The sequence below is a fragment of the Pseudoalteromonas sp. M58 genome (assembly GCF_042604605.1).
Taxonomy (GTDB): Bacteria; Pseudomonadota; Gammaproteobacteria; order Enterobacterales; family Alteromonadaceae; genus Pseudoalteromonas; species Pseudoalteromonas tetraodonis.
Map to the genome: position 1 here is coordinate 2,645,086 of NZ_CP152390.1, position 16,638 is coordinate 2,661,723.

The window sequence follows — 16,638 nt, forward strand, 5'->3', positions numbered from 1 at the left end:
TAATGCAACGTGTCTATTTAGGCTTAGGTGCCAACCTTAATACACCTAAAAAACAACTTGATGATGCTGTTGTTGCACTTAAAAACTTGCCTAACAGCGAGTTTATCGCTTGCTCACATTATTATGCGAGCAAGCCTATGGGGCCACAAGATCAACCCGATTATGTGAACGCGGTTGCCTGTATCAATACCTCGCTACAGCCAGAGCAGTTACTTGATTTAACGCAAGCCATAGAGCTGGAGCATGGTCGAGTCAGAAAGGCTGAGCGTTGGGGCGCACGCACACTGGATATTGATATTTTATTATTTGGTGAGCAGGTTATAAATACTAAACGTTTAACGGTGCCTCATTACGGATTAAACGAGAGAGAGTTTGTTGTTTACCCGCTGCAAGAAATTGCACCCGAACTTATTTTACCAAGCGGCGCATCTATCAAACAGATAGCAAATAACCTACCGCTTAACGACTTACAACAATTACCGCTGTAATTAACTAAGGCTTATGTCTGCGAGAATATTATGTCTAAAATAACCGTTTCAACTTTGAATAAAATGAAGGCTGAAAGTAATAAAATCACTGCGTTAACAGCTTATGATGCCAGTTTTGCTAAGCTATTTCATGAGAATGGCGTTGAAGTTGTTTTAGTCGGTGATTCTTTGGGAATGGTATTACAAGGTGGCGATGACACACTCGCTGTGACAAACCAAGAAATTGCGTACCATACTCGCTGTGTTCGCGCTGGAAGCCGTGACCTATTTGTTATTGCCGACCTACCATTTATGACCTATGCAAATCCAAATGATGCTTGTAAAAATGCCGCAGAGTTGATGCGCGCAGGTGCTAATATGATCAAGCTTGAAGGTGGTGAATGGCTGCATGACAGCATTAAATCACTTACTCAGCAAGGTATTCCGGTGTGTGGGCATTTAGGGCTTACGCCGCAATCTGTGCACGTATTTGGTGGTTTTAAAATTCAAGGCCGTGAAGAAGCACAAGCACAAAAAATTATTGCCGATGCAAAAGCATTAGAGGCAGCGGGTGCTCAACTACTCGTGCTTGAGTGTATTCCAAGTGCCTTAGCAAAACGTATTACTGACTCATTAAGCATTCCGACTATAGGGATTGGTGCGGGCAATGTAACCGATGGCCAAATTTTGGTTATGCACGATTTAGTCGGTATTTCTGCAGGCTACATTCCTAAATTTTCAAAAAACTTTTTACTCGAAACAGGCAACATGCCTGCCGCTGTTAAAAAGTATTGTAACGATGTTAAAAGCGGCGTTTTTCCAAGCGCTGAACACGAGTTTAAATAATGCAGTCAATCACTGAAATTAAATCATTACGCAGTCAAATAAGAGCTTGGCGCCAAGCGGGTTTAAGTGTTGCACTAGTACCTACTATGGGTAACCTGCACCGCGGTCACTTTTCGTTGGTAGAAAAAGCAAAAACACTGGCCGACAAAGTCGTTGTTAGTATTTTTGTTAACCCGATGCAATTTGGTGCTAACGAAGATCTAGACAATTATCCGCGTACCTTAGATGCCGATAAACAAGGTTTAGCCGATCTTGAAACGGATATTTTGTTTATCCCCAGTGTAGAGGCTATTTACCCAAATGGCTTAGGGGTGCAAAGTTTTGTTGATGTACCAGGTATTTCGATGGGCTATTGCGGCGGCTCACGTCCTGGTCATTTTAAAGGTGTAGCAACAGTTGTCACTAAACTATTTAACTTAGTCCAACCTGATTACGCCTGCTTTGGTGAAAAAGACTTTCAGCAGCTGCAAGTTGTTAAAACAATGGCCCGTGATTTGTCGATACCAGTAGAAATTATTGGTGTGCCAACGATGCGTGAAGTTAGCGGCCTTGCCATGAGCTCACGCAATGGGTATTTATCAAGTGATGAAAAGCAAACCGCTACGATTTTATTCAACACTTTAAATCACTGTGCGCAGCAACTAAAAAGCGGAAATAAAGCGTTTGCTACTCTTGAAGCTGATGCTAAAGCGACTTTAGAAAGCGCAGGGCTAAAACCAGATTATTTTTCGATAGCTCAACGAGATACATTAAAAGCTGCTACACTCGAAGATACACGATTTGTTATTTTAGCTGCCGCCTTTTTAGGAAGTGTTAGATTAATCGACAATATACAGGTTGAAGTTTAATACTGGTGTAGCCTCACTTTAAGGATAAGTATGAAAACTGTTATTAAAACCACTCTAGTGGCTTTTTCTTTTGCAGCATTGGCAGGGTGCCAAAGCCAAGCAGGTAATCCAGCACTTAACCAATGCGCTCAGCAAAGTTATCAATGCGAAACCAGCTGTGAACAACAAACAACCACCGACAGCCTTAAGTCACAGGTTTGCTCATCTAAATGCATCGAAGCGTATAATCAATGTAAAGTACAAGCTGAAAACTTAAGTAAAGCTGACTAATATCAATCGGCATAAATTGTAAACCAAAAAAAACCGCTCATTTGAGCGGTTTTTTAATTATTAGCGGTTTATTTTAAGCCTAACTTTTTCAACTCAACTTCAACTAGCTTTGCAGAAAGTGGCACATAACCATCTTTTTCTACAATTTTTTGACCTTCTTGCGAAAGTACCATCTTTAAAAACTCAGCTTCAACTGGGCCAAGTGGCTTATTTGGGTGTTTATTTACATAAACATATAAGAAACGTGATAGTGGGTATTTACCTTGAGCTACGTTTTCAAGCGTGGCATCAACAAAGTTAGTACCTTTTTTAGATAAAGGAACAGTACGCACACCCGATGTTTTATAACCAATGCCAGAATAACCAATGGCATTTAGTGATGCTGAAATTGACTGTACAACAGAAGCTGAACCCGGTTGCTCGTTCACGTTATTACGAAAATCGCCTTTACATAAGGCTTTCTTTTTAAAGTAACCGTAAGTCCCTGATACTGAGTTACGTCCATATAATTGCACGTCTTTTGCAGCCCAATCACCTTCTAGACCAACATCACTCCAGCGGTTTACTTGCTCTGGTGCGCCACATTTACGTGTTGATGAGAAAATAGCATCGATTTGGTCAATACGCAGCCCTTCAATTGGGTTATCTTTATGAACAAATACCGCCAATGCATCAATTGCTACACGTACTTGTGTTGGCTTATAGCCATAGCGCTTTTCAAATGCTTCAATTTCTTTCGACTTCATAGCACGGCTCATTGGACCTAAATTTGCCGTTCCTTCTGTTAATGCTGGTGGCGCAGTAGACGAACCTGCCGCTTGAATTTGAATATTTACATTTGGGTAAATACGCTTATATTCTTCAGCCCAAAAGGTCATCATGTTGGCTAACGTATCAGACCCTACCGATGAAAAGTTACCTGATACACCGCTAATTTTTTGATACTCAGGCATACCGTCTTCTAATGCTACTGCTTGCGCAGATACAAATGTTGTAACAGCCACACCCATTGCGGCAACTAAGTTTTTAAATTTCATTTTGGGGTTCTCCAGTTTGTTCGTCCCATTTCCTAACTGCGGTTCACTCTAAAGTGAGTACATGACAATGGTGTGACTCTTAAATGACACTTTTATGACTAGCAGTATTACTCGTCACTAATGGCGGAATAGAGATCAGCCTATCGCTTGAAAACGCAAAAGAAAAACAGGAGCCTTTACCCAGTTCACTGTTAATTTTTAATTGGCTACCATGGCGAGTAAGTACATGTTTAGTAATTGCTAAGCCTAATCCTGAGCCACCTGTGGTGCGGCTTCTGGCTTTATCGACCCGGTAAAAACGCTCAGTTAAGCGATTTATATGCTCTGGTGCAATACCATCACCATTATCGGTAACACTAAAACATGCCTGTTCATTGTTGCGCTGCCAGCACACCTCAATTTTACCACCTGGCTTAGTATAATGAATGGCATTAAATACTAAGTTTGAAAACGCACTTCTGAGCTCATCCTCAGCACCGGTAATATCAAGTGACGCATCAATATTAAAAATAAGTTGATGGCCTTTATCTTGATTTATAGACTGTGCCTCAGTTTCAATCAGTTTTAGCAATTGCGGTACCTTTACTGCCTTATCATTACTGTGGCGTTTTGCGCCTTCAATACGTGATAAAGAAAGTAACTGATTCACTAAACTATCCATGCGTTTACATTGCTCTAGCATGGTAGTTTGTGCTTTATTCCACATTGCAGGCGGGGGAAGTGAATCACTATCGAGCATTTCAAGGTAGCCGGTAACAACCGTTAAAGGGGTTCTGAGCTCATGAGACACATTAGCAACAAAGTCTTTACGCATCTGCTCAAGTTGCTTTAAGCGAGTAACATCGCGTACTACCACCAACAACTGTGTATTGGCATAGGGCATAACCCTAAATTCAAGAACTTGCTCAACACTGTGGCCACTTTCAAGCTCCAGTGCATCACTAAACTCTTTACGGCGCATATATTTAGCAAATTTAGGATCGCGAATGAGGTTATCTAAACGCTGACCATGATCAACCGGCCATTGTAACCCTAACACTTTGAGTGCAAGTTGATTACACCACACAATTGATAAATCGTTTTGCAATACAACAACAGCATCAGGCACCGCCTCAGCACCGTCACGAAAACGGCGTATCAGCTCTGCCAGTTCGTTACGCTTTTTACGATTACGATGTTGCAGCTGGTAAATACCTTCAAATACTTGCTCCCACGACCCTTCCCCTTCTGGTGGGTTAAAACTGCGCTGGTTATGCAGCCAATCACTTAACCGATAAAGTTGATGGTAATGCCACATAAGTAGCGAAAAAGCGCCCAAAAACAACATCAAAAATGGGGCACCAATAAGCACCCCAATTAAAAGTAAAGGTATAAAATAGACAAACAGCCGCTTTGTTAGCGCCTGCTTGTTAATAACTCGATACATACACGCTCTTTACCTTATAAACGCTAGCAGACAAGTTGACTGAGCTAGGTTAATAGATTGCTACTTAACTAAGTAAGCTTAATTTTAAGCACACTATAGTTTACTCGAAAAGCGATAACCAGCTCCGCGTACCGTTTGTACTAAGCGGTCATGTCCAAGCGTAGCAATCGCTTTACGCAAGCGACGAATATGAACATCTACGGTTCTGTCTTCAACATACACATTCGTGCCCCATACATGATCAAGCAGTTGCTCTCGGCTGTAAACACGCTCTGGATGGGTCATAAAAAAGTGTAACAGTCTAAATTCGGTTGGCCCCATATCAAGCTCACTGCCCCCTGAGGTAACACGATGCGAAATAGGGTCCAAGCGCAGGCCATGCACTTCAATTGCTTCTTCTAAAGAGGTAGGTGCTACTCGGCGAATAACCGCTTTAATACGCGCCATTAACTCTTTAGGTGAAAACGGCTTAGTAACGTAATCATCAGCGCCCACTTCTAAACCGCGTATTTTGTCTTCTTCTTCGCCGCGAGCAGTCAGCATAATGATAGGGATTTGGCGTGTGTGTTCATTTTGTTTGAATTTTTTAGCAATTTGAATTCCACTACCACCAGGTAGCATCCAATCGAGTAACACCATATCTGGATAAGGTTCAACCATTGCGGCTATTGCAGAATCATAATCTTCTGCCTCAATGGCTTGAAAGCCATTTTGTTCTAAAACAAAAACCAACATTTCCCTGATAGGTGCTTCGTCATCAACGACTAATACTTTACGTGACATTCCAATTTATCTCTTAGGCTATTGAGTAGGTTTCATTATTATGACTAAGTATGACATTTTTATTAAAGTGTAACGTCTAAATTAAAATGAGACTAAAAAAAACACAAAATAGTAACAAAGAATTGAATATGTCATATTTTTATCATCTTGAGCAGTAAATAAAAAAGCGGTTTGCAGTTAAGTGAGTCGTTATTAAAGGCATTATTTATGATATTAACTTGGGATCATTAAATTACTAACTAGCAGCTATTTTTAGGCTTAATAATAAAAGTCGGCACCTATTTAGATCAGGTTTATTATGATCTTAATTACAAGGATCAGAGTTTTATCAAGCAGATCCCTTTTCGGATCACTATTTTACCCACTAACAAAGCTAAGCCAATGATTTACTGTGTGATTTTTATCCATCAATTATGATGTTCGACACTTAAAAATACAAAATGTGTCACTTTAAGCCCTTCACTTAGTAAAGTAATGATCCCAGATAAGGTTAGTTAGTAATCGAGTGATCCCAGATTTATCGGTAAGTAAAATACTGATCTCTTACAGATCAAAAAAGCCAGTGCGTAAGCAACTGGCTTTTTATAATGAGTGCGAGAGTATCGCCGTTATTGGCTCATTATTTTATTTTTGGGTTTAACTCACCGCTTAAGTATTTAAGGTGCATTTCATCCAATGAAATTGGCTTAATTTTACTTGCTTGACCTGCAGTACCAAACGCTTCGTAACGGGCGATACAAATGTCAGTCATTGCTTGCGTTGCAGCGGCTAAGAACTTACGTGGGTCAAAGTTAGACGGGTTCATTGCTAAATGACGACGAATCGCACCGGTAGAAGCTAAACGTAAGTCAGTATCAATGTTTACCTTACGCACACCGTATTTAATACCTTCAACAATTTGCTCAACTGGCACGCCGTAAGTTTCTGGGATCTCACCACCGTATTGGTTGATCACCTCTAACCACTCTTGTGGTACTGAAGACGAACCATGCATTACTAAATGTGTGTTTGGTATACGCGCATGAATTTCTTTAATACGATCAATTGCTAAAATGTCGTCGGTTGGTGGACGCGTAAATTTATAGGCACCGTGTGATGTACCACAGGCAATAGCCAGCGCATCAACATGGGTTTTATTTACAAAGTCTGCCGCTTCTTCTGGATTCGTTAGCATTTGCTCTGTGGTAAGTTTACCCTCAGCGCCAACGCCGTCTTCTTCACCCGCTTCACCGGTTTCAAGTGAACCTAATACACCTAGCTCACCCTCAACTGAAACACCACATGCATGTGCCATTTCAACTGTTTTACGTGTTACATCAACGTTGTAATCGTAGCTTGACGGAGTTTTACCATCGCTCATTAACGAGCCATCCATCATTACTGATGAAAAACCTAACTGAATTGAACGTTGACATACACCTGGTGATGTACCGTGATCCTGATGCATAACCACGGGGATATGTGGCCATTCTTCAACTGCCGCTAAAATCATATGACGAATAAAAGGTGCACCGGCATACGCACGTGCGCCCGCAGAACCTTGCACAATAACAGGGCTGTTTGTTTTATCAGCCGCTTCCATAATTGCACGCATTTGCTCTTGGTTATTTACATTAAACGCGGGTACACCGTAACCATGCTCAGCGGCATGATCCAGAAGTTGTCGCATACTGATTAAAGCCATTGGGTATTCTCCAATTTATCGATAGTCATTAAACTATCTAGTTTGAACGGATTTGTTAGTTTGGTGCAATAACTGCACCTCGAACCTTAAAGCTCAATGCCTAAAATTCGAATTAAATAACTAATAAATAAAAGTGAGAGGTATTTATCAGTTAAGTGTAGCAGATGCGAACACTCCACATCTGCCTAACGGCTAGCTAATACTTTACGTATTACTTAGCACGTGATTCTAACATCACTACTGCTGGCAGTTTTTTACCTTCTAAAAACTCTAAGAAAGCACCACCACCGGTAGAAATATACGAAACTTTGTCACTAATGCCGTACTTGTCAATTGCTGCTAAAGTGTCACCACCGCCTGCAATTGAAAACGCTTTTGAATCAGCAATTGCTTGGGCAATAGCACGTGTACCATTACCGAACTGATCAAATTCAAAAACACCCACTGGGCCATTCCATACAACGGTGCCCGCATTAGCAATAATTTTTGCAAGTTTGTTTGCTGTATCAGGGCCAATATCAAAAATCATATCGTCGCTAGTGACTTCGCTTACATCTTTAAGTGTAGCTACAGCTGATTCTGAGAATTCATTACCCACAACAACATCTGTCGGTACCGGAATTTCACCATTGTTAGCTTTTGCTGCTGCACATAAGCGATTAGCTTCGTCCATTAAGTCAGCCTCAAAAAGGGACTTACCTACAGGGTAACCTGCAGCGGCAATAAAGGTATTAGCAATACCGCCACCGGTAACAAGCTGGTCAACAATTTTAGATAACGAATCAAGTACGGTTAACTTAGTTGACACTTTAGAACCACCCACAATCGCCACTAACGGACGGGCTGGGTTATCAAGTGCTTTACCTAGCGCTTCAAGTTCAGCCGATAATAATGGACCGGCACACGCTACATCAGCAAATAAACCTACACCATGCGTTGATGCTTGTGCGCGATGCGCAGTACCAAAGGCATCCATTACGTACACGTCACATAATGCAGCTAATTGCTTTGATAAGGTTTCGTCGTCTTTTTTCTCGCCTTTATTAAAACGCACGTTTTCAAAAACAACGACTTCGTTATCTGCAACATTAACGCCGTTTAGGTAATCTTTTTCTAGGCGAACTGTTTGCTCAAGTGCATCATTTAAGTAATCGACAACCGGAGCCAATGAAAACTCGTCTTCGTATTGCCCTTCCGTAGGACGGCCAAGGTGTGACATAACCATCACTTTCGCGCCTTTCTCTAACGCTAGTTTGATAGTAGGTAACGCAGCACGAATACGTGCATCTGACGTCACTTTTCCTGCTTTAACGGGTACATTTAAATCTTCACGAATTAATACGCGTTTGCCGTTTAAATCTAAATCTGCCATTTTAATGACCGACATGAACATCTCCTTAGTTAACGATACTGAACCTGAAAAATACGTTTTAAATATTACTTAAATGCCATCATAGCACGCGCGGTATCGAGCATGCGATTCGCAAATCCCCACTCGTTATCACACCAAACTAATAACTTTATCAGTCGTTTATGACTAACACGTGTCTGTGTGCCATCTATGATACAAGAATGTGGGTCATGGTTAAAATCAACCGATACCAACGGCTCTTCGGTGTAACTTAAAATACCTTCAAGGCGGTCTTTAGCTTGTGCTTTAAGCGCATTATTAACCGCACTTAAATCTACATCTGCATTAACCGTGACACTTAAATCCATCGCCGTCACATTAATGGTCGGTACACGGACCGCAATGGCCTCAAAGCGACCTTTAAATTTAGGTAAAATACGGTCTATACCACGGGCTAATTTTGTATCTACAGGAATAATAGACTGGCTGGCGGCACGCGTACGGCGTAAATCATGATGATACGCATCAATCACTTGCTGATCGTTCATTGACGCATGAATGGTCGTAATAGCACCTGATTCAATGCCAAAAGCATCATCGAGTACTTTAATAACAGGAACAACGCAGTTGGTGGTACACGAGCCATTAGAGACAATAGTATGCTCGCTTTTAAGCTCATCGTCATTAATACCGTAAACAATAGTGGCATCAACATCATTATCCGCAGGATGTGAAAACAGCACCTTTTTTGCGCCCGCAGTCAAATGTAACTGTGCGTGCTCACGTGAGTGGTAAACCCCCGTACATTCAAGCACCACATCAACATCTAACGTTTGCCACGGTAATTCAACTGGATTTTGTTCACAAAATAACGCAATGGTGTCATCAGCAACGCTGATAGTGTCTTCACCTAGTTTAACTGGAAAAGCAAAACGACCATGAGAGGTGTCGTATTTTAATAAATGGGCAATAGCTTCAGGGTCGGCTAGTTCGTTAATTGCAACAATTTTGATCTCGTCGCTTAAGCCTGATTCGTATAGTGCACGGACAATATTTCGACCAATACGACCAAAACCATTAATTGCAAGTTTGATTGCCATGAAATATAAAATCCACTCTAGTTACGTACAGAGAAAGGCAGCGTCGCCTTTTAGATGGCGGTATTGTAATCGACCTTGCCTGTGATTATAAGAGCCAAGCATTAGAAACTTTAAATTAACGTCATAATCAACACACACTGCACTTTTACTTTTAGCCCTGCTAGTGGGTATTTGCACTGTTTGCTATTTTAGTTTTAAATCAAACACCACCTTTATTGATGCTTTAACGCTTATTGTTGCGCCTAAATATTGCTGCTGCATAAATGGATTCTCGTTATTACTAGCAACCATACTATTTCTGTGGCTAGATAAAATAATGTGCTTAACACCGCCCGCGTCATAATCGTAATCTGAGCTGCTGGAATTTGCACTGATACTGTAAACGTTGCCAAGTTCAGCGCCAAAAGCTTGAGCGAGCTTATTTCCCTTCGCTTTTGCGTTATCGATTGCTAATTGTGTTGCCTCTGCCTCTAACTGATTAACTTTAGAGGATAAACCATTAATTTTTTCGATATTGTCTATTTTTAAGCTTTGAGCAAAATTAATAAATTCATCGACTTTTTTAATATCTTTTAATGTGACTTTAACTGTTTTCAGGGCTAAATATTTATCGCCTGAAACAGTCCCAGATTCTGTACCAATCATAGTGTATAACTTGCTTTTTAAACCAGATATATAAACATCGTCTTGGCCAAAACCGTATTTGTCTGATTGTTCAAGTAGCAAGCTAATCCGGCCATCAAGCTCACCTTTAGCCTCAAGTAATGTATCTTCAGTGCTTTTTACTTCAAATATAATTTGAGCCATATCTGGCTCAACAAATACCTCAGCTGACCCCTGCACTGCAATATGACGATTAGCTGGCACGCTTGAATTAGCAAAAGTAATAAGAGGGAATAAGGTAATAAAAATAGCGATGATAAGTTTCATATTCGTTCCTTGAATTTCTGAAAAAAGTTTTTGTATTATGTTTTACAGAAACTAGATACATAAGCTTAAAGACGCTTACAAAGTACAAGCGTAGAGACATTTTTAAGCGAATAGCTTTAGTTATTCTATTTTTTCTCTTTTTCGTTTTTCGCTCTTACCATATCAAGCGGAGTGGTTGTATCTAAGGGATTTTGTTGTGGTACTTTATTTTTTTCATCGGACATAAGTTTTACCTTATAAATAATAGAATTAAGCCCGAAACAATAAAAAATATTGAACCAAGCAGCTCATTAAATGCAATTTCAAGTTTTTTTACTTTTAGCTCTGCCACTTCTCTAAAACTATTATATGAAACTTGTATAGATTTAATTAGTTTTACATAAACATCTTCCATTGTACTTTGGAAAAATAGATCGTCTGTTTGTTTATCTAATGGCATCCTATTAGTTTCTTTAAGCTTCAAAGCTTGCAAAGAGAAAACAATCGAAGATAGAAGCATGCTGACTCCCAAAATTAGAGAACCTATAGATAAATATCCAAAAAAACTGTTAGTGAAAATAAAGCTTTTAAATAATGTTGAAAACAAAATACCTAATAAAGCTACTAATATAGTGGTGACACCAATAAACTTTGTAGCCTTTTCATCTAAGTTGTTAAGACGTACCTCTTCATTAGCTAGAGTTTCTTTTGAGTATTCAAAGTATTTTTCCCAATTTCCTACTTTTTCAGACAATTCTTTACTCATAGTTTTTCTTATTTATATCCCATATTTATACACATAATGATAAAAGTAAATGCTCTACTACGAAGTAACTGTATTAAAAGAAAATCTATATTGTAGTTGGGTTTCGCTTCGCTCTACCCAACCTACGTTAGATCGCCTACTTTAAGTTCTTTACCGGCGCTTATTTGATGGCATTGGGCTAATAACAACTCAGCAGTAGCTTGTGCATCGGTAAGGGCGTGATGACAATGATAGCTTGGTAAGTCGTAGCGTTTACGACATTCATTAAGAGTTAAATCGTCTAATTTTATATCTGAGCTATGTTTTAGCAGACGCTTTTTTTCTATTTGTAAGGTATCGATAATCAACTTGGGGCGCTGGGTGATCCCTGCATTTTTTAGTGCTAACTTTATAAAACCCCAATCGAGCATGGCATTATGAAATACTAAAATACAGTCACTAAAGTGAGCGCTTAAAGACGTTATAATGCTTTGTAGACTTTGCCCTTGTGCCACCGAGTCAGTACTAATGCCATGAAAAACGGGGCTCTGCTCTAGACTTTTCACCTCTTTATTAACCAAATGCTGCGACTGACTGTTTTTGATACATTCGTTATCAATCAGTACCCAAGCAACCGAGACAATTTCATGTTGTTTAGGATCAAGCCCTGTTAATTCCAAATCAATTACTAAGTAACGTTGCTTTAAAGCACTTTGCACGAGCAAATGGCGGCGCTTTAAATAACGAGTAATAAGCTGCTTAACCATTGTTGTTACAAACTCCCACGCGCAAATTTAAACGCCGCGCCTTGCTGCGCTTGTTTTACTAGGTAAAACGCTTCTTTAAGCTGATGACGCTCTAACGAATTGAGCTTATCTGGGTTTATACAATTGCTGGGTAACCCCTCTTCGTTTATTTGTGTACGCAACCTAAGTTGAGTTAAAAATCGCCAACAATCTTTTAAATTATAAATATCCTCTTTGCTTAACAATGAATACTTTAATAAGGCGTCTAATCGCTCTTGGGTGTTAGCACGGCGGATGCCTACTTTTAATGCATACAGCCTTGCCAGATCGTTAATGATCACAACCCCGCGCTTTTTAAGATCAATGTATTTGTGGTGCTGCTCGGTTTTCTCGGTTTTAAAGTTATTGAATAAACCAATCGGCGCGCTGTTGGTATTCACATCGCTGGCCATTGCCGCATAAAAAAGATCGTTGCGAGAAATATGGGTTAACTCTTCACAAAACTGGCTATAAAGCGTGGTTGATCCCTCAATAAAACGCAGATCAAAAAATATTTTACAGTTGAGCATTGCCTGGGGTGTGGGGCTGGTGATCCACTTTAAAAACTTCGCCCGCCAATCACTAACACTCATTCGACACGCATCACTGCTGGCCATAATGTTACCAGGGCAACGACGAATACCGCATTCAACTAAGTTTTCACAAACAAATTCACCCATTTGTTTAAAGTACGCGTGCTGCTCATCGTTTAGACCATCGGGTAATAACAAGCCGTTATCTTGATCAGAATGCAGTGTTTGCTCTTCGCGCGCTTGAGAGCCAAAACAAATAAAGCTAAAGCTCGTAGGTGCAACACCATGTTGTTGTTGAAATAAAAATATTAGCCGCGAGGTTAGCGCATCGGTTAAACCGCTGAGTAGTTTTCCAATCAGTGAAATATCATCAATATTATTAGAAAACCCCTTTAATAACTCAGGAATTTCTTTAGCGTAACGCTTTAAATCAGCGACATTATGCGCTTTGTAAATACGACCAATGAGCTGGACAGGGTCGCTTTTTTGTTGGCGTAGTAAGTCTGTACTAGTGATCATACCTAGCGGTTTATGATTTTCATCAAGCACAGGTAAATGATGAATATTATGCTTAAGCATTAAGTGTAGCGCTGAAAACACACGATTATTTTCAAATATAAACTTAGGCTTATTGGTCATAATACTATTGATAGCTTGCGCGGGCTCCACCTCATCAGCAAGCACTCGATTACGTAAATCACGGTCAGTAACCACCCCAACAAGGTGCGAGTTTTCGGTGATCATTATTGAAGAAACCCCATGCTCTTGCATTTTTTTAGCACTATGACGGATGCTGGCATCGGGGGGCAGCGTTATCGCTTTGCGAGTCATGATCTCTGATATTTTACGCTCAGACCAACTGTCGTTGTTGCTCTTATAATGCGATGACAGTAATCGATTTGCATGTGCACGGACAAAGTATTGCTCAAAGGCTTTATATTCTCGGCGTAAATAATCAAAATGCGTTTGGTCGAGCATATATACTATGCCCTCTTTTTGTACTTCTAAACTGTTTTGAATTGCATCTCCCGTTAGTAAAGAGGGGTAACCAAAGTAATCACCTTGGGTTAAACGCGTTACCGTATCGCCTTTGGCATCGACTAAATCGTATAACCCGGAGCGGATTAAAAATAACTTAGGCTGTTCACTGTTAAGCCATTGCGTTTGGTTTTCTCGGGTCAAATAAATACTATCGAGATGGTTAACAAAATAACTGCAGGCGCTGTCCTGTAACATTGAAAATGGTGCTTGCTTGTTAATAAACTGCGCGACTTCCTGTTGCTCACTACTCATAAATCATCCTCAATAAAAAGCGACTTAACCTGAAATGTAGTCATTTTTTAAACAAATAAAAAGCCCGACTTAAGTCGGGCTTTGATGCGTTATATCATTAGCTATATGGATTAGTGAGCATGTGCTTCACTAGACCCTTTAGGATTACGAATGCCTTCCACCATTTCTTGGATTTCAACTGGTGTCGGTTGAGTCATTTTCATAACACCTGCAGCTACTGCAAAGTTAATGATCATACCTACTAAACCAATCCCTTCAGGTGAAATACCTAAGAACCAATTTTCTGGGCTATTAAGCTCTGGGCTCACAAACTTGAAGTAGATGATGTATGCAGCAGTAAAGGTAATACCCGTTACCATGCCTGCAATCGCACCAAATTTGTTCATTGATTTAGAGAAAATACCCATAATAATTGCAGGGAAGAAGCTCGCTGCTGCTAAGCCGAAGGCAAAGGCTACAACCGAGGCCACAAATCCTGGCGGGTTAATCCCAAAGTAGGCGGATATTACAATAGCAATCATCGCTGCTAACCTCGCTGCAAGTAATTCTTGCTTGTCGGTTATATCCGGTTTGAGTGTCCGTTTTAGCAAATCGTGCGATACTGAGGTTGAAATAACCAATAGTAAGCCCGCTGTAGTCGATAGTGCCGCGGCAATACCACCAGCAGCAACGAGTGCAATAACCCATGCTGGTAAGTCGGCAATTTCAGGGTTCGCTAGTACCATAATATCGCGGTCAACGTTTACTTCGTTCGCGCTATTAGGGTCAGTGATTTTACCTGATGTGTAAAACATTTTGCCGTCACCATTTTTATCATTAAAGGTAATTAGGCCCGTACGTTCCCAGTTTTTGATCCATGCAGGCGCATCTGCATACGCTGTGCCGCTACCGTCTTTACCATTAATGGTGTCAATCATGTTTACACGGGCAAACGAAGCTACTGCAGGTGCTGTTGTGTAAACAATAGCAATGAACACCAGTGTCCACGCCGCTGAAATACGTGTGTCCTTTACGCGAGGTACAGTGAAAAAGCGAACAATTACATGTGGTAAACCAGCAGTACCCACCATAAGAGCACCTGTGATTGCAAATACATCAATCATGCTCTTCGAGCCTTCAGTGTATTGGCCAAAGCCCAACTCAGTACTTAAACCATCTAATTTATCCAATACATACATGCCTGAACCATCACTTAGCGTGGCACCAAACCCTGTTTGTGGGAAAAAGTGACCGGTTGCCATCATCGAGATGAAAATAGCCGGTACTAAATAAGCAAATACCAGTACACAGTACTGCGCAACTTGCGTGTAAGTAATGCCTTTCATGCCACCAAGTACAGCATAAAAGAAAACAATTATCATGCCGATGTAAACGCCGGTTTCAATTTCAACTTCTAAGAAACGAGAGAACACCACACCCACACCACGCATTTGACCCGCAATGTAAGTAAAACAAATAAAGATGGCACATAAAATAGCCACTAAACGCGCAGTACGTGAGTAGTAACGATCCCCGATAAAGTCTGGCACAGTAAACTTGCCGAATTTACGTAAGTAAGGCGCTAAACACATGGCCAGTAGTACATAACCACCCGTCCACCCCATTAAGTAAACACTACCGTCATAGCCAGCAAACGAAATAATACCTGCCATTGAAATAAATGACGCAGCACTCATCCAATCCGCAGCAGTTGCCATACCATTGGCTAGTGGAGGTACACCACCACCGGCAACATAGAATTCATTTGTTGACCCTGCACGAGCCCAGATTGCAATGCCGATATAAAGCGCAAAGCTTAAACCGACGATTATAAAAGTGAGTATTTGAACATCCATTGCTTAGCTCCTATTCGTCTACGCCATATTTTTTATCTAACGTATTCATTTTGAAAACGTACACAAAAATCAAAGCTACAAAGGTATAAATCGCGCCTTGCTGGGCGAACCAGAAGCCAAGTTTAAACCCAAAAAAACGTACTTCATTTAGTACATCTACAAGTAATATGCCAAAGCCAAAAGAGACCACAAACCATACCGCTAATAACTTAAACAGTAATGAAATGTTTTCTGCCCAATAAGCTTTTGCTTGTTCTTCATTTTTAAAAGCCATTTTTATTTTCCCCTTTAAACATCGCAAGATTACGATGGGTGGTTTTTTATATTCGTTAATCAATTTAGCAACGCTACTCAAATATTGAATTGCGACAATAGTCGTAACAACATGTTAACGTTTTCGTAAACTGTAGGCGCTTAATTAGTAAACAACAAGTGAACTACTTTAATTTCAGTAAGTTAATTAATTTATTTGCGAGGTGTTTACGCCAATTTTTGAGTAAAGCGTGAGAATAAGACATTAGTCTAACTAAATAACCAATTTAAAATAAAACATTAAAAATCAATACCTTATTTTATTTATAGATAATATAAATAAAATGTATACCCCCTATTTAACCCGCAACCAAGTATTGTAAAAACCCAAACTACCTCAAACGCCAACTGACGCTCGCATCTTGAAATAGTTTGGGTATAGTTATGGCAAATTATAAAAATATTCTACAAGGT

16 protein-coding genes are annotated in these 16,638 nt (G+C 40.2%); 4 read left to right on the forward strand and 12 right to left on the reverse strand.

Annotated elements, in window-relative coordinates; genetic code table 11:
• The first annotated feature begins 2 nt into the window (after positions 1 to 2).
• Genes folK through AAGD16_RS12240 form a run of 4 tightly spaced genes read left to right on the forward strand, consistent with a single transcriptional unit; the run spans position 3 to position 2,431 of the window.
• A complete protein-coding gene (folK, locus tag AAGD16_RS12225) occupies positions 3 to 488 on the forward strand; it encodes a 2-amino-4-hydroxy-6-hydroxymethyldihydropteridine diphosphokinase (protein ID WP_016900471.1) in 486 nt (161 codons plus the stop codon).
• 30 nt (positions 489 to 518) lie between these two features.
• Positions 519 to 1,313 (forward strand): 3-methyl-2-oxobutanoate hydroxymethyltransferase, encoded by a 795-nt coding sequence (gene panB, locus AAGD16_RS12230; protein ID WP_016900473.1) that lies wholly within the window; start codon positions 519 to 521, stop codon positions 1,311 to 1,313.
• Entirely contained in the window at positions 1,313 to 2,161 is an 849-nt protein-coding gene (gene panC / locus AAGD16_RS12235) for a pantoate--beta-alanine ligase (RefSeq protein WP_016900475.1), read from the forward strand. Before panB ends, panC begins: the two co-directional genes overlap by 1 nt.
• Positions 2,162 to 2,191: 30 nt before the next feature.
• Positions 2,192 to 2,431 carry a hypothetical protein gene (locus AAGD16_RS12240; RefSeq protein WP_377112055.1) on the forward strand — a complete coding sequence of 80 codons (240 nt, stop codon included), beginning with the start codon at positions 2,192 to 2,194 and terminating at the stop codon, positions 2,429 to 2,431.
• A gap of 68 nt (positions 2,432 to 2,499) precedes the next feature.
• Here AAGD16_RS12240 and AAGD16_RS12245 read toward each other — a convergent pair whose 3' ends face one another.
• The 12 genes from AAGD16_RS12245 to AAGD16_RS12300 form a co-directional block, all read right to left on the reverse strand.
• A complete protein-coding gene (locus AAGD16_RS12245) occupies positions 2,500 to 3,468 on the reverse strand; it encodes a PstS family phosphate ABC transporter substrate-binding protein (RefSeq protein WP_013465745.1) in 969 nt (322 codons plus the stop codon).
• Between the two features lie 79 nt (positions 3,469 to 3,547).
• Positions 3,548 to 4,894: a phosphate regulon sensor histidine kinase PhoR gene (phoR, locus tag AAGD16_RS12250; RefSeq protein WP_377112058.1), complete on the reverse strand. Its 1,347-nt coding sequence runs from the start codon at positions 4,892 to 4,894 to the stop codon at positions 3,548 to 3,550.
• 93 nt (positions 4,895 to 4,987) lie between these two features.
• On the reverse strand, positions 4,988 to 5,677 hold the full coding sequence (phoB, locus tag AAGD16_RS12255; RefSeq protein ID WP_013465747.1) for a phosphate regulon transcriptional regulator PhoB: 690 nt from the start codon (positions 5,675 to 5,677) through the stop codon (positions 4,988 to 4,990).
• Positions 5,678 to 6,296: 619 nt separating this feature from the next.
• Entirely contained in the window at positions 6,297 to 7,361 is a 1,065-nt protein-coding gene (gene fba / locus AAGD16_RS12260; protein WP_008111197.1) for a class II fructose-bisphosphate aldolase, read from the reverse strand.
• 211 nt (positions 7,362 to 7,572) lie between these two features.
• Positions 7,573 to 8,748, reverse strand: a complete 1,176-nt coding sequence (locus tag AAGD16_RS12265) for a phosphoglycerate kinase (protein WP_377112063.1) — start codon at positions 8,746 to 8,748, stop codon at positions 7,573 to 7,575.
• 50 nt (positions 8,749 to 8,798) lie between these two features.
• Positions 8,799 to 9,812 carry an erythrose-4-phosphate dehydrogenase gene (gene epd / locus AAGD16_RS12270; protein ID WP_016900482.1) on the reverse strand — a complete coding sequence of 338 codons (1,014 nt, stop codon included), beginning with the start codon at positions 9,810 to 9,812 and terminating at the stop codon, positions 8,799 to 8,801.
• 183 nt (positions 9,813 to 9,995) lie between these two features.
• Complete coding sequence (locus tag AAGD16_RS12275; RefSeq protein ID WP_377112066.1) at positions 9,996 to 10,742, reverse strand: SIMPL domain-containing protein; 747 nt, start codon at positions 10,740 to 10,742, stop codon at positions 9,996 to 9,998.
• Between the two features lie 229 nt (positions 10,743 to 10,971).
• A complete protein-coding gene (locus tag AAGD16_RS12280; RefSeq protein ID WP_377112069.1) occupies positions 10,972 to 11,487 on the reverse strand; it encodes a hypothetical protein in 516 nt (171 codons plus the stop codon).
• A gap of 122 nt (positions 11,488 to 11,609) precedes the next feature.
• Positions 11,610 to 12,233 (reverse strand): exonuclease domain-containing protein, encoded by a 624-nt coding sequence (locus AAGD16_RS12285; protein ID WP_377112072.1) that lies wholly within the window; start codon positions 12,231 to 12,233, stop codon positions 11,610 to 11,612.
• Positions 12,234 to 12,238: 5 nt separating this feature from the next.
• A complete protein-coding gene (locus tag AAGD16_RS12290) occupies positions 12,239 to 14,077 on the reverse strand; it encodes a DUF294 nucleotidyltransferase-like domain-containing protein (protein WP_377112075.1) in 1,839 nt (612 codons plus the stop codon).
• Between the two features lie 110 nt (positions 14,078 to 14,187).
• Entirely contained in the window at positions 14,188 to 15,912 is a 1,725-nt protein-coding gene (locus AAGD16_RS12295; protein WP_377112078.1) for a sodium:solute symporter family protein, read from the reverse strand.
• 10 nt (positions 15,913 to 15,922) lie between these two features.
• Positions 15,923 to 16,186 (reverse strand): DUF4212 domain-containing protein, encoded by a 264-nt coding sequence (locus AAGD16_RS12300; protein ID WP_008464847.1) that lies wholly within the window; start codon positions 16,184 to 16,186, stop codon positions 15,923 to 15,925.
• Positions 16,187 to 16,638 lie beyond the last annotated feature (452 nt).